Source organism: Mesorhizobium sp. M1A.F.Ca.IN.022.07.1.1, assembly GCF_003997575.1.
In the GTDB taxonomy this organism is placed as follows: Bacteria; Pseudomonadota; Alphaproteobacteria; order Rhizobiales; family Rhizobiaceae; genus Mesorhizobium.
In genome coordinates this window covers 1-13,142 of the sequence record NZ_RZST01000150.1, presented here as the reverse complement: position 1 = coordinate 13,142, position 13,142 = coordinate 1, and the positions used below count along the sequence as shown (strand labels likewise).

At 63.0% G+C, this 13,142-nt stretch carries 12 protein-coding genes, 2 tRNA genes and 1 pseudogene; 7 read left to right on the top strand and 8 right to left on the bottom strand.

What is annotated here, in order from left to right; translation table 11 throughout:
• On the bottom strand, positions 1-980 hold a 980-nt coding region (locus EOA75_RS17740; protein ID WP_164747424.1), incomplete at its 3' end, for an aldo/keto reductase.
• A 188-nt stretch (positions 981-1,168) separates the two neighbouring features.
• On the opposite strand from EOA75_RS17740, the gene hxlB reads away from it, so the two are divergent.
• A complete protein-coding gene (hxlB, locus tag EOA75_RS17735) occupies positions 1,169-1,735 on the top strand; it encodes a 6-phospho-3-hexuloisomerase (RefSeq protein ID WP_127324762.1) in 567 nt (188 codons plus the stop codon).
• Between the two features lie 4 nt (positions 1,736-1,739).
• Positions 1,740-2,483 (top strand): creatininase family protein, encoded by a 744-nt coding sequence (locus EOA75_RS17730; RefSeq protein WP_127324761.1) that lies wholly within the window; start codon positions 1,740-1,742, stop codon positions 2,481-2,483.
• Between the two features lie 32 nt (positions 2,484-2,515).
• Here EOA75_RS17730 and EOA75_RS17725 read toward each other — a convergent pair whose 3' ends face one another.
• The 3 genes from EOA75_RS17725 to EOA75_RS17715 form a co-directional block, all read right to left on the bottom strand.
• Positions 2,516-3,433 (bottom strand): carbohydrate ABC transporter permease, encoded by a 918-nt coding sequence (locus tag EOA75_RS17725; RefSeq protein WP_067328232.1) that lies wholly within the window; start codon positions 3,431-3,433, stop codon positions 2,516-2,518.
• Between the two features lie 8 nt (positions 3,434-3,441).
• On the bottom strand, positions 3,442-4,563 hold the full coding sequence (locus tag EOA75_RS17720; protein ID WP_127324760.1) for a sugar ABC transporter permease: 1,122 nt from the start codon (positions 4,561-4,563) through the stop codon (positions 3,442-3,444).
• 152 nt (positions 4,564-4,715) lie between these two features.
• Positions 4,716-6,380 (bottom strand): sugar ABC transporter substrate-binding protein, encoded by a 1,665-nt coding sequence (locus EOA75_RS17715; RefSeq protein WP_067328234.1) that lies wholly within the window; start codon positions 6,378-6,380, stop codon positions 4,716-4,718.
• Positions 6,381-6,658: 278 nt separating this feature from the next.
• Here EOA75_RS17715 and ugpC point away from each other — a divergent pair, with 278 nt between their 5' ends.
• The 4 genes from ugpC to EOA75_RS17695 all read left to right on the top strand — a co-directional run bounded on the left by ugpC (position 6,659) and on the right by EOA75_RS17695 (position 9,674).
• The gene (gene ugpC / locus EOA75_RS17710; protein WP_067328236.1) at positions 6,659-7,717 is read left to right on the top strand and encodes a sn-glycerol-3-phosphate ABC transporter ATP-binding protein UgpC; all 1,059 of its coding nucleotides are present in this window, start codon (positions 6,659-6,661) and stop codon (positions 7,715-7,717) included.
• A 24-nt stretch (positions 7,718-7,741) separates the two neighbouring features.
• Positions 7,742-8,194 carry an RbsD/FucU family protein gene (locus tag EOA75_RS17705; RefSeq protein ID WP_066998829.1) on the top strand — a complete coding sequence of 151 codons (453 nt, stop codon included), beginning with the start codon at positions 7,742-7,744 and terminating at the stop codon, positions 8,192-8,194.
• A 4-nt stretch (positions 8,195-8,198) separates the two neighbouring features.
• The gene (rbsK, locus tag EOA75_RS17700) at positions 8,199-9,128 is read left to right on the top strand and encodes a ribokinase (protein WP_067328238.1); all 930 of its coding nucleotides are present in this window, start codon (positions 8,199-8,201) and stop codon (positions 9,126-9,128) included.
• A 294-nt stretch (positions 9,129-9,422) separates the two neighbouring features.
• On the top strand, positions 9,423-9,674 hold the full coding sequence (locus EOA75_RS17695; protein ID WP_245322422.1) for a hypothetical protein: 252 nt from the start codon (positions 9,423-9,425) through the stop codon (positions 9,672-9,674).
• A gap of 451 nt (positions 9,675-10,125) precedes the next feature.
• On the opposite strand, the gene EOA75_RS17690 is transcribed toward EOA75_RS17695, so the two are convergent.
• Positions 10,126-11,472, bottom strand: coding sequence for an FAD-binding oxidoreductase (locus EOA75_RS17690; RefSeq protein WP_127324759.1), 1,347 nt, complete (start codon positions 11,470-11,472; stop codon positions 10,126-10,128).
• A gap of 229 nt (positions 11,473-11,701) precedes the next feature.
• A tRNA-Asp gene (locus EOA75_RS17685) sits at positions 11,702-11,778 on the bottom strand.
• Positions 11,779-11,997: 219 nt separating this feature from the next.
• Here EOA75_RS17685 and EOA75_RS17680 point away from each other — a divergent pair.
• A tRNA-Val gene (locus EOA75_RS17680) sits at positions 11,998-12,073 on the top strand.
• A 22-nt stretch (positions 12,074-12,095) separates the two neighbouring features.
• On the opposite strand, the gene EOA75_RS17675 is transcribed toward EOA75_RS17680, so the two are convergent.
• Together EOA75_RS17675 and EOA75_RS17670 are read right to left on the bottom strand one after the other, a co-directional pair.
• The gene (locus EOA75_RS17675; RefSeq protein WP_127324758.1) at positions 12,096-12,866 is read right to left on the bottom strand and encodes an SDR family oxidoreductase; all 771 of its coding nucleotides are present in this window, start codon (positions 12,864-12,866) and stop codon (positions 12,096-12,098) included.
• 13 nt (positions 12,867-12,879) lie between these two features.
• Positions 12,880-13,142 (bottom strand): annotated as a pseudogene (locus EOA75_RS17670) (ABC transporter permease); the annotation flags it as partial.

Sequence of the window (13,142 nt, the reverse complement as noted above, 5' to 3'; positions counted from 1 at the left end):
AGATGCGCCCACAAGGCTGCCGGGATCTTGACGTCGAGCAGCGCACGGTTGCTTTCGACTTCGGCCGGCCGTTGGCCGCCGGGTATTACCGACATGACGGAAGGGTGCCGCAGCGGGAACTGCAACGCCGCCTCGATCAGACGCACGCCATGGCGCTTGCAGACCGCCTCGATGCGTGCCACGCGATCGAGCACGTCTTTTGGCGCCTCTGTGTAGTTGTAGAAGGCGCCGGGCTTCGGCCCTGTCGCCAGGATGCCGGAATTGTAGGGCCCGCCAAGAACGATGCCGATGCCGCGCTTCTCGCAGAGCGGCAGGAAGCTCGCAAGCGCATCCTGCTCGAGCAGCGTGTAGCGGCCGGCGAGCAAAAAGAGGTCGAAATCGCCGCGCTCGGCGAGCGTCTGGCAAACCTGCCACTCGTTGATACCGCCTCCGAAAGCCTTGATCACGCCCTGGTCACGCAGCGCGAGCAGCGCGTAATAGCCCGAAGACATGAACTCCTCGATGCGCCGGTCGGAAGCCTCCTTGCTGCCATGGGTGAAGATGTCGACATCGTGCACATAAAGGATGTCGATGCGGTCGACGCCGAGACGCTCCAGCGAGGCCTCGAAGGAACGCATCACGCCGTCGTAACTGTAATCGTAGACTTCCCGGCGCGAGGGCGTCTCGAAGAACTTGCCGATGCCGGTTCGCTGGTCGGGCGCAGAGACGCGCATGAGGCGGCCGACCTTGCTCGACAGCACATAGTCGTCGCGTTTCTTGCCGCGCAGGAAGGGGTTGAGCCGGGTTTCGGAAAGGCCGAGGCCATAGAGCGGAGCGGTGTCGAAATAGCGGCAGCCGGTTTTCCATGCCGCCTCCAGCGTGGCATTGGCATCCTCGTCCGAGACGGCGCGGTAGAGATTGCCGAGCGGCGCGGTGCCGAAACCAAGCTCGGTGAAGGTGATGCCGCCATTGCCGATGCGGTCGAAATGCCGTGTCTTCATATCCGCACGATGTCCTGGATTGATTTGTCTGACATGACACTATCACGCCGGTGGCACAGCAAAAGCGCCGAGGCTCGTTGGACACGAATTTTCGCGGTGATAGCATGAACGAAAACAAGCGTTTCGCGCCGAACGCGACCGCAAAGCCGCATGCCTATCAAGACATCGGCAGACAGGATTAGGCAGCCATGACGCAAGCCGGATCGGAGTTGTTTGCGACAGCGCTGGGCGAGCTCGGCGCCGTGTTGGGGCGCATCGATGACGGTCGGGTTGACGCCGCCTGCGCAATGCTCGCCGGCGCTGGCAAGATCGTCGTCTATGGCTGCGGCCGCGAAGCGCTGCAGGTCAAGGGTTTCGCAATGCGGCTCTTCCATCTCGGCCTGCCGGTTTCGGTGGTCGGCGATATGACCACGCCGCCACTCGGCCAGGGCGATGTATTCCTGGCGAGTTCCGGACCGGGCGAGACCGCCACCGTTCTCACCTTGATGCGCGTGGCCCGGGAGGCCGGCGCCAAGGTGGTGTTGCTCACGGCCGAACCGGCGGGCAGCGCGGCAAAGCTTGCGGACTTCACGCTGCTCGTTCCGGCCCAGACCATGGCGAGCGACCAAGGCGCCGCCAGAAGCTCGGTGCTGCCGATGGGCTCGCTGTTCGAGGCAGCGCTTTTCCTGTTGTTCGAGGTGATGGTGCTGAAACTCGAGGCGCTCACCGGCGCAACGCCGGAGACGATGCGCGCCCGGCACACCAACATGGAGTAGGGGCATGCGCTACGAACTGATGCTGCCGCACCAGATCCGCAAGGCGATCGAGGAGAACTGGCCGCTCGCGCTGCCGCTCGGCGTGCTCGAATACCATGGCGAGCACATGGCGGTCGGCATGGACACGCTGGCCGTCATCAAGACGCTCGAGCTTTTCGAGAAGGAGCGGGACATCGTCATCCTGCCGCCCTTCTATTACGGCGCGGCGAGTTATGCCGTGGCGCCGCCGGAAGGCAGCGGCTCGGTGCAGGTCGGCGGTCCGGTGCTGGCGCCCTTTGCGGAGGAACTGTTCTACGGCCTGCTGCGCATCGGCTTCCGCAACATCCACGCCATCATCCATCACCAGACCGAGAATTTCGTCGCCGGCATGCCGACCGATCTCGCCTTCAAGACCGCCGGCCGGCAGGCGATTTTCCGCTTCCTGGAGAAGGAACGCGGCGAGGGCTGGTGGGGCTCGGACACGATGGTCGATTACTATGCCGGCCATGCCCAGGGCGAGAACGTCTTCAACTGGGTGCAGGTGCACCCGCTGATGCCGGCCACAATGACCGGCAAATATCCGTTCGACCATGCCGGCATCGGCGAGACATCGCTGATGCAGGCGCTATGTCCCGAAGCGGTGGATGCCGGTCATTTCGCGGACAATACCGGCTGGTACACAAAAGGCGCATCAGATGCCTCGGCCGAGCTGGGCCGGAAGGGTGTGGCGATGATCCTCGAGCATTTGCGGGCGATATTGCGGGCCTAGCTCGCTTCTCCCACAAGAAGGGGGGAAGGCGGCTACTTCACCGAACCGGCCGTCATGCCCATGATCAGATAGCGTTCGAGCGCGATGCCGATGATCGCCAGCGGCGTGATGGCTGCCGTCGCCAGGGCTGCCATCGACCACCAGTTGATACCTTGCGAGCCGGTCTGGCTCGCCACCATCACGGGGATGGTCTTGGCATCCGTCGACGTCAGAAGGGCGGCGAAGAAATATTCGTTCCAGCAGAGCACCATCGCCAGGATGAAGGCGGCGACCATGCCGGGGAGCGCGATCGGCATGACAATGCGGAAGAAGGCGCCCCAGATCGACAGGCCGTCGACGAGTGCCGCCTCCTCGAGCTCGACGGGAATGGAGTTGAACTGGTCGCGCATGATCCAGATGACGATCGGCAGCACCATCAGCGTGTAGAGGAGCACAAGGCCGATGCGGGTGTCGAGCAGGGCCACTTCGCGGTAAAGCACCAGGAAGGGCAGCGCCAGCACCACGGGCGGCAGGATCAGCTGCGAGAGGAAGAAGAAGGAGATATCCTCGTTCTTGAACCAGGCGAACTTGTAGCGGTAACGCGTCAGGCCATAGGCGGCCAGGCTGCCGATAATGATGGCGAGGCTCGACGCGCCGACAGAGGTAATGACCGAGTTCATGAAGCGTTTCAGGAACTCGTCGCGCACCGTCGAGGTCTGGACGATCGAATCCGGCGACAGGCCGAGTGAGCGCCAGCCCTTCCAGTCTGGCTGGAAGTCGACGAAGGGGATGAGGTGCCCCTGCGTGACATCGACCGCCGACTTGAACGAAGTGGTGATCGTCCAATAGATCGGGAACAGGCAGACGAAGGACCAGAACACCAGGGCGCCATAGATGAAGACGCGGCTGGCGAGGAAGGCCGCCGGGGAGCGGATTTCGGAAACGGTATATTCGGTGGTCTGGACGCTCATATGGACGCTCAGTTGACGTTGCGCACGAAGCGACTGGCGAGCTTCAGCAGCCAGATGACAAACACGACGATGATGATCAGATAGACCATGGCGAGCATGGTGCCGTAGCCGACATTCGAACGGTCGCGATATTCGCGGTAGATGAAGCTCGAAACGGAATCGGTCGCGCCGCCGGGCCCGCCGGACGTCACCGTAATAATGATGTCGGCGAGCTTCAGCTTGAAGATGATGCGCAGGATCACCGCCGTCACGGACACCGGCAGCATCAGCGGGAAGGTAACCTGCCAGAAGGTCTGCCATGTCGTCGCGCCGTCGACGCGCGCCGCCTCGATCACCTCACGCGACATGGCCTGCAGGCCGGCGAGCAGCATGATCATCATGAACGGAATGAAGGTCCAGGCGTCGAGCACCATGATCGAGATGCGCGCGATGATCGGGTCGGAGAAGAAGGCGGGATTGTCCCAGCCGAGATGGCGCGCCAGCGTCGATGCCGGTCCGAACCGGTATTCCATCAGCGACTTGCCAACCATCCAGGAGACCGCCACCGGCGACAGCATGAGCGGCAGCAGGAAGACCACACGGAAGAATTTTCTGGCGCGGATCTGCGCGTTGAGCAGCAGCGCCAGTCCGAAGGCGATGACATATTCGACCAGCACCGCCAGCACATAGAGGACCATGTTGAAGAGCGCGTTGCGGTAGTAGGGGTCGGCCAGCATCTGCCAGAAATTGTCGAGACCGTTGAACCTGCGGCCAGCGAAGGAGCTGAGGTTCCAGTCGGTCAGCGCGATATAGAAGCCGAACAGCGTCGGGAAGATCACCATGGCGACGGTGAAGAGCAGCGCCGGCAGCAGGAACAGCGCGCGCTGGCCGTCCTCGCCGCGCGTCAGCACTTGCCAGGCGCCGAGCGCCACGCCCCACAGCACATAGGCGTAGACCACCGGACGCCAGGTATAGAAGCCGATCGTGTCGACCTCAGTCTTGTAAAGGATCTGCATGACGATCGTCGCCAGCAGCACGAGCGTCGCGGCGATCATCAGGGCCCAGCCGAGGCGCTTGCGGCCGGGAGGGATCAGATCGGCCGCTGCGGAGTTAGCCGGCCATGCATTGGCGGTTGAAGTCTGCTCAGCCACGCCTCTCGCCTCTACCTTGCTTTGATGCAATTCCGGAGGAAAACCGCTTCACGCTTTTCCTGGAATTGCTGGAAGTCCAAATGACCGGCCATTGCCGGTCAACATGCGGCCCGGCGACGAGGTCGCCGGGCCGCGACTTCTCACGGGACAGCCTACATGCCGAGCGAGGCTTTGTAGAGCTTGATTTGGTTCTCGCGGCCGATCTGGTCGGTCAGCTTCTCCCAGGCGGCGGCGATGGCATCCGCACCTTCCTGCGCCTTCATCTTGCCGGCGAAGGTGTTGGCCAGGATGTCCTCGGCGGCGCTGTAGTACTGGAAGATGCCGGGGATGCGCGGCTCGATCGCGGCGTTCGGATGGTTGTAGGAGTCGCCCTCCGACTTCAGATAGGAGGTGATGAAGGCCTCGTCATAGCCGGCCGCCACCCATTCCGGAATGTTGAAATGGGAGTTGCGGTAGGGCTGGAAGCCGGAAGGATAGGCCGCGCACCACAGCGACAGATCCTTGCCGCCGAGATGGGCCGCCGCCGACCACGCCGCCTTCTTCTTCTTCTCGTCGCTGTCGACGCGGGCCATGACATAGACGCCCCAGCCGAGATAGGCGCAGTTCGGCGCATAGTTCGGGCCGCTGGCCAGCTTGTCCCACTTGCCGGTCTTCGAATTGTAGACGTCGTCCGAGCCCGGCAGGATCGAGAAGCCGGTGACGTCGCCGATGACCGAGGAGTCGTTGGTCTTGACGTTGGAGCCGATATCGCCCCACCACGGGATCATCGAGCCAGTGCCGGCCAGGAACTGCTGGAAGCCGGTGGTGTTCGGATCGGCGTTGATCTGATCCGGCGGCTCCGAGGGCAGGGCGTCGATGACGTCCTGGATGGCCCGCACCCAAGCCGGGTTGTTGATGCGCGGCTTCATCGTATCCGGATCGAACAGCCAGGCCTTGTCGTCGGGGTGCTTGGCATAGGCAGAGGCGCGGCTGCCGAGGAAGTAGAAACCGAAGCCGCCCCAGGGCTTGGGCGCGTCGAGATAGCCATAGACGTCCTGGCCCTTGAACTGCTTGCCCTTGAGGAACTTGGTGACGGCCTGCACTTCCTGCCAAGTCTTGGGCACGCCCCATTCGGTCGTCGCGCCGCTCTCCTTCCAGGCCTTAGCGAGGTCGGGATCGGAGAATACGTCGGTGCGGTAGTTGAAGTTGTGCGTATCGCCGTCGATGGTCACGCGATACTGCTTGCCGTCCCAGGTGCCGACCGGCGGCTTGAGGTAGTTGACGAGATCGTCCATGTCGATCTGCTTCTTGACCCAGTCGGGCATCTCCGAGGTGAGGCCCTTGCCGCAGACGTCGCCCTCGAAGGGCGCACCCATCTCGATGATGTCGAAGTCGACGGTTTTGGTCGCGATCGACTGTTGCAGACGGGCGTTGTAGTCGGCCTGGGCGAGGTCGATCCAGCTGATCTTGGCGCCGGTATAGGCCTCCCACGGCTTCAGGAAGCCGCGGAACAGCACGTTGTGCAGGTTCTGGTTGTTGAGGCCCATGAAGGTGAGCTCGACACCGGCGAACTCGCCTTGCTTGACGTTGGCCTTGGTCGCTTCCAGGCAGAGCTCACCGACTTTCTGGAAGTCGGCGTCCGTCGGCTGGCCTTTGCCGACGCCGGGTATCTGCAGGATTTTCGCGCGCAGGTCGTCGGCGGCAGCCGCCGGCCTGGTCAGCGCGCCAAGCCCCGTGCCGGACGCCGCTGCGAGCGCCGCCATGCTGGCCGCGCCCTTCAGCAAATCGCGGCGGGTCGCCCCGGCACGCACCAGTTTTTCGTAAAGATCGACTCTCATCTCAAGGTTCCTCCCAGAACTTCAGTCGTGAATTGATTCTGCCAATCTCTCGACGTCGAAACGTCTGCGGTTCTCCTATACCATAGGGCAGCGTGGGACCCCACCCTGCGTCGCCTGGAGATCCGATTTTCGGGACAAGGACCGGCATTCGGATTGGCACTCGTCACTATTCGCGTAATCGATTACCTTGTCAACAAGATTGGCTTTTTATCTATAAGATACCGACTTGCCCTTGCCGTTGGCAATGGCTAGCTTCACCGAAAAAGATAGGGGAGACAATGGCTCAAGTCGCGATCGCCAATGTGGCCAAGGCTTTCGGAACCGTCAAGGTTCTACATGAGGTCAGCGTCGATATCGCCGACGGTCAATTCGTCGTCCTGGTCGGCCCTTCGGGCTGCGGCAAGTCCACGCTGCTGCGGATGGTGGCGGGGCTGGAAACGGTTTCCGGCGGAACGATTTCGATCGGCGACCGCATCGTCAACAACCTGCCGCCGGCCAAGCGCGACATCGCCATGGTGTTCCAGAACTACGCGCTCTATCCGCACAAGACGGTGGAGCAGAACATGGCTTTCGCGCTGAAGCTGCGCGGCACCGATCCGGCCATCGTCGCCGAGCGGGTGAAGCGTGCGGCCGACATCCTCGACCTCAATCCCTATCTCAAGCGCTATCCGCGCCAGCTTTCCGGCGGCCAGCGCCAGCGCGTCGCCATGGGCCGCGCGATCGTGCGCAACCCGCAGGTGTTTCTGTTCGACGAGCCGCTCTCAAACCTCGATGCCAAGCTGCGCGTGCAGATGCGCACCGAGATCAAGGAACTGCATCAGCGGCTGAAGACCACCACCATCTACGTCACACACGACCAGATCGAGGCCATGACCATGGCCGACAAGATCGTGGTGATGCGCGACGGCCGCATCGAGCAGATCGGCGCGCCGCTGCAACTGTTCGACCGGCCGGCCAACCTGTTCGTCGCGGGCTTCATCGGCTCGCCGGCGATGAACCTGCTCAAGGGCACGGTGAAGAAGGGTGAAAGGTCCGAGGTCGACATAGCAGGCTCGGCCTTTCCGATGCCTGCCAGCATCGCCGCGGCGGACGGCCAGGCCGTCGTCTATGGCGTCCGTCCCGAGCATCTGGAGATCCATCCCGACGGTGTGGCGTCCACGATTTCGGTGGTCGAGCCGACCGGCTCGGAAACGCTGGTGTTCGTGCGCTTCGGCGAGGGCGAGATGGTGGCGCTGTTCCGCGAGCGTCACGACTTCAAGCCTGGCGATACGCTGAAGCTCAGGCCGCGGCTCGACCATGTCCATCTCTTCGACGCAGGGACCGGCAAGCGTCTCTGACCGCAAACACACATCGAGGAAAACATGCTCAAAGGGATCAATCCGCTGCTCAACGCCGACGTGCTCCAGGCACTGCGGGCGATGGGGCACGGCGACGACCTGATCATCGCCGACACCAATTTCCCATCCGACTCCGTCGCCAAGCAGACGGTGCTCGGCAAGCTGCTGCGCATCGATGCGCCGGCGGCCGAAGTGGTGAAGGCGGTGCTGTCGCTCTATCCGCTGGACAGCTTCGTCAACGACGCGGCCGCGCGCATGGAGATCGTCGGCAAGCCGAACGAGATCCCGCCGGTGCAGAAGGAGGTGCAGCAGGAAATCGACGCGGCCGAGGGCAAACCCTGGCCGATGATCTCGATCGAGCGCTACGCCTTCTACGAGCGGGCGAAGAAGGCGTATTGCGTCATCCAGACCGGTGAGCGCCGCTTCTATGGCTGCTTTGCCTTCCGCAAGGGCGTCATTCCGCCGGATGCGGAGTAAGGAGATGTCCGCCAGCAAGCCAGTCGTCATCCTGGGTGTCTTCGTCGCCGACACCGCCTATCGCGCCGACCGCCAGCCGCGCATGGGCGAGACGATCCTCGGCAATTCGTTCAAGCTCGGACCCGGCGGCAAGGGCTCGAACCAGGCGGTCGCAGCCGGCAAACTCGGCGCCGACATCACCTTCCTGACCCGGCTCGGCATCGATGCCTTCGCCGACATGGCCAAGCAGACGTGGAAGGATGCGGGGGTCAAGAGCGCGGTCATCGACACGCCGGACAGCTACACCGGGGCGGCTTATATCTTTGTCGAGGAGGGCAGCGGCAACAACGCCATCATCGTCAGCCCGGGTGCTGCGATGCTGATCTCGTCCGCTGACATCGAGGCGCATGCTGACCTGATCCGCTCGGCGGGCGTCTTTGTCACCCAGCTCGAGCAGCCGATTGACGCGGCGCTGAAAGCTTTGCAAATCGCGCGCGGGGCAGGGGTGACTACCATTCTTAACCCGGCGCCGGCCGCCACCCTGCCGGACAGCATCTACGCGCTTTGCGACTACGTCACACCCAACGAGTCCGAGGCCGAGGGGCTGACCGGCATCGCCGTCTCTTCGGTCGACGATGCCCGCCGCGCCGCCGACAGCCTGCTGGCAAAGGGCGTCGGCGCCGTTATCGTGACGCTTGGCGAGAAGGGCGCGCTGCTGCACACCAGGGAGCGATCCGATCACGTCGGCGCCGTCACTGCCGGCCCTGTAATCGAAACCACGGGGGCGGGCGACGCCTTCAATGGCGGACTGGCGGCAGCGCTTGCCAAGGGCGTCGAGCCGCTGGAGGCGGTGCGCTTCGCCTGTGCCGTCGCAGGCATTTCGGTGACCCGGCCGGGTACCGCGCCTTCGATGCCGACGCTCCAGGAAGTCGAGGCGCTGCTGGCGCGCGGTTGAAGCCGCCAAATCTCGCGTGGCGTTTCAGCGGCGCTAGCCGGCCATCGGCTTGACCACAACTCACAGAAGTTGGTCTCTCACGGCCCCCAGGGTTGCATATTAGCCACGGTTAATATTAATCGGCGCCAACGCCTTGCATCAACGGCATAGGTGTCCCGTAATGGGCCACCGTGTCTGGCATCGCAATTGCACTGTCAGCAATGCCGGGGTGGACCGTGCCTCGGTAGCCGGGGGGCTATTTTGGGGGGCCCGCCGCTCCGCGATGGAGCGGCGGCGCTTTAAGGGTCGAGGGTAATGGCGATGTATTTTCCGCAATTTCTGGTGGGCATGTTCGCGACGTCGTTCACCGTCGCAATCTGGGTCGGGTTGCAAACCGGCTCCGCCTGGAAGGCGCTCGGCTGCGCTATGCTTGCAATGATCATTCTCCAGATTGGATATGCCGGACTGGTCATGCGGCTCATCTACAAGCGGGGATCGCAAGGCACTGGAGCTGACTTTATATCGGCAAATGCGGCGCCACCGGTGCAGCGAGCGCGTCCACACTAGAGGGCTCACCCTCCCGAGCGAGTGCAGACCGTAAACCCTTGGCGACGACCAAACCGTCCCGCCCTTCTCGTGGAACTGCGCGACCGGGCAGCAGTTCGAGCCGACAAGGCTTTCAAGACCTGGGTTTTCGGAAACGTAAAGCCGTTGCGATTACGTGCCATGGCTTGATGACCGGGGCCGGCCAAGGCTGGCTCAACCCGCCAAACGCGCCTGCGGAACGCAAGCAGTGCCAGCGCGTTCACCGTCTTGACCAGCACAGGCAGCCTGGTTTCCCGGAACGGTGAGATGAAAAACCCCTATAAAAAGCCCACGCTTGTAAAGCGCGAGAAGCTCACCGCCCGAACCGCGCAGATTGTCGCCTCCGGTGTGATATTGGGCGAGTGAACAGAGGCGCCGAAGCGCAGCTGAAGAATTTTGCTGCTCACTGCAGGCTGGCCGGTCGGTGACTGCTCTAGAGGGCCGGGCCCGGCCGAATGGCGCTTCCGTCAGAAAAGCGCGACAGGCGAAAGCGGGTGAGATCGTGCCCGATCTGGTTTCCCTGGATCATGTCGGCGACGACCCGGCCGATTCCCGGTCCGATACCGAAGCCGTGGCCGCTCATGCCCGTCGCGACAACGAGGCCAACGATCGCCTGCACTTTGTCCACAATGGGAACGACGTCCGGCATCGCGTCGATCATGCCAGCCCAGCTTGCCTTTAGGCGCACCGCGTCGAGCTGTGGGAACAGGCGCCTGAAATTGCGCTCGATGGAACGCAGACCAGAACGTTCGGGAGCCGGATTTAGCACCCGCATTCTTTCGAAAGGACTTTGCGAATCCGGCGCCCAGTGACGCGGCGTCGACCAGCCATCCGGGTAGCCCGCCGACGCGGCCGGCGAATAGCGTGAGCCGAAAGGATTGGCCATAAGCGCGGGAAGGTATTTCTTCGCATGCCGGAATGCGTCCGGGCCAAGGTGAAGCAAATGACTGCCTCCGGCAGCGAGCGTGTATCCGCCATCCTGTCGGCGTCTGAAAGCGATATGCTCTCCTGCCGCGGCTCCTGCATAGACTTCAGGCATCGCCTCGGTTGCCGCGACGGTCGACCTTACACTGAGCTGGGGAATGGAAACGCCATGTCTTCTCAGGAACAGGGAAGACCACGCACCGCCGGCGAGCAGAACGCTCGACGTCTCGATGTGACCCGCCTCTGTCCACACTCCCCTGATCCTCCCGGCCGAGATTTCCAGGGCTCGCGCCGCGCAATTCTCCACAAGCTTGATCCCCTTGCGGGCGGCAAGCCGGGCGAGTGCCGGCACGGCCAGCCAAGGCTCCGCTCGCATGTCGGAAGGCGTTGTCATCGCGCCCTTGAAACTGCGCGACATGCCTTTGATGAGACCGGTGGTTTCGCGTGCGTTCAGCAGGCGCGTGTCGATTTCATGGACGGCAGCGATCGTCATGAATTTTTCGAAGCGGGCCATTTCGCGGTCGGAGCTTGCCAGGTAAGTCACGCCGGTCTGCTTCAAGCCGATGTCTTCGCCGCATTCCTCGGCCAGCTGCCGCCAATGACGCGACGCCTCGATCACGATCGGCAGTTCGTCCGCATCGCGTCCCTGTTTGCGGATCCATCCCCAATTGCGGGAGGACTGTTCGGCAGCGATGCGTCCCTTTTCCAACAGCGTCACCGAGATGTTGCGCCGCGCAAGAAAAAGCGCTGTCGTGACGCCGATAACGCCGCCACCGATAATCACCACGTCAGCGCTTTTAGGTGGGGGGCCGGGAAATTGAATCGGATCTGCTTCGGAGAACGGGAAAGTAGGCAAGGGGAGAATCCTGAAAACGCTGCGTCAGCTATGGCCCACCGGCAGCCAACCTTTCTTGAGGCAGTTCTGGGGAAGGTGGAGCACAGGCGCCTGACGAGCGGCTCCCGTAGTCGCCAATTCAGACGCGGTGGATCGCGAATGTTGGCCGCAGCGAATACAAAAAGTTGAAACTCTCCGGAAAATGAAAGTTCAAGCTTTTGAAGAGCAGGGCCTAAACCCTTGAAAAGACTGGCGCGAGTGACGGGGCTCGAACCCGCGACCTCCGGCGTGACAGGCCGGCACTCTAACCGACTGAGCTACACCCGCGCACTGACGAGCACGTGTCAGGCGTGTTCGTCGTTGGGGCGCTGGATAAGGGGTTCGTTTGCGGGTGTCAAGCGCGGCATGTGAGCATAACAGCAATCAGCAGAAGGTTTTTTGACAAGTGCGCCGGCATTGGCGAAATCCCGTCCGATAGCGGGTGCGCCGGCTGTTCATTGGGCCTTGCGAATAGAGCTCTAACTGCTTAAAGGTCCGGCCCGGAGCGGGCGATTAGCTCAGTTGGTAGAGCGCTTCGTTTACACCGAAGATGTCGGCGGTTCGAGCCCGTCATCGCCCACCACTTTCCCGGCACAATCAAGAACTCACGGCGGCGTCAGGCGGAAATCCTGGCCTTCGGGCAGGAGCTGGCCGCCATCGACGACGATCGTCGTGCCGGTGATGTAGCTGGCGTCGTCGGAGGCCAGGAACAAGAAGGCGTTGGCGACGTCGCGCGGCGTGCCGAGACGTCCGAGCGGCACGGCGTCCTCCATGCTCTTGATGAAGGCGGCATCGCGGTGAAGCTTCATGCCTTCGGTCAGGATGTTGCCAGGCTCGACGCCGTTAACGGTGATGCCATAGCCGGAAAACTCCAGCGCCGCCGAGCGGATGAAGCCGTTGATGCCGGCCTTGCTTGCCGAATAATGGCCGTGGCCGGGGCTGCTCACCTGCGGGCCGGTAATGGAAGAGGTGAAGAGCATGCGACCGCTGCCCTGAGCCTTCATCGGTGGAAGCGCTGCCCGGGCGGCGTTGAAGCTGCCGCGCAGATTGACCGCCATGACCCGGTCCCAGTCCTCTGGGCTGGTGTTCTCGATCAGTTGCCAGGGATAGATGCCGGCGTTCTGGACGATGATGTCGAGGCGGCCGTGACGCTGCAGCGCCAATGCCACCACCGCTTCGGCGTCGGCCGTCTTCGAAATGTCGGTGCGGATGAAGGCGGCACCCAGTTCGTCTGCGCTCGCCTGGCCGGCTTCGGCTTCACTGTCGGCCAGCACAAGGCTGGCGCCTTCCTCGGTGAAGCGCTGGGCTATGCCCTTGCCGATGCCACGCGCGGCCCCGACGATCACCGCCACCTTGCCTTCGATGCGTCCGGTCATGCGGGCCGTCCTGTCATGCGAGTCTTTGGCGAATGGTTTGCTTGAAAGCGTCGAGAAGCACGGCCGCCAGCACCAGCAAGCCATGGATGACCTGGGTGAAGTTGGCCGGCAGGGCCATGAGGTTGATGGCGGTGTTGATGGCCGACAGGAGCAGCACGCCGGCATAGACGCCGGGCAGGGTGCCGACGCCGCCTTTCAGGCTGACGCCGCCAATGACGACGGCGGCGAAGGCGTTGAAGAGCAGGCCGACGCCGAGATTGGCGGTGGCGCCGGAGG

What these genes read in the sequence shown, in the direction of transcription:
- hxlB (WP_127324762.1), top strand. Translation starts at nt 1,169, where the DNA reads ATGACGCAAGCCGGATCGGAGTTGTTTGCGACAGCGCTGGGCGAGCTC.
- rbsK (WP_067328238.1), top strand. Translation starts at nt 8,199, where the DNA reads ATGTCCGCCAGCAAGCCAGTCGTCATCCTGGGTGTCTTCGTCGCCGAC.
- EOA75_RS17695 (WP_245322422.1), top strand. Translation starts at nt 9,423, where the DNA reads ATGGCGATGTATTTTCCGCAATTTCTGGTGGGCATGTTCGCGACGTCG.
- EOA75_RS17705 (WP_066998829.1), top strand. Translation starts at nt 7,742, where the DNA reads ATGCTCAAAGGGATCAATCCGCTGCTCAACGCCGACGTGCTCCAGGCA.
- EOA75_RS17715 (WP_067328234.1), bottom strand. Translation starts at nt 6,380, where the DNA reads ATGAGAGTCGATCTTTACGAAAAACTGGTGCGTGCCGGGGCGACCCGC.
- EOA75_RS17675 (WP_127324758.1), bottom strand. Translation starts at nt 12,866, where the DNA reads ATGACCGGACGCATCGAAGGCAAGGTGGCGGTGATCGTCGGGGCCGCG.
- EOA75_RS17725 (WP_067328232.1), bottom strand. Translation starts at nt 3,433, where the DNA reads ATGAGCGTCCAGACCACCGAATATACCGTTTCCGAAATCCGCTCCCCG.
- EOA75_RS17730 (WP_127324761.1), top strand. Translation starts at nt 1,740, where the DNA reads ATGCGCTACGAACTGATGCTGCCGCACCAGATCCGCAAGGCGATCGAG.
- ugpC (WP_067328236.1), top strand. Translation starts at nt 6,659, where the DNA reads ATGGCTCAAGTCGCGATCGCCAATGTGGCCAAGGCTTTCGGAACCGTC.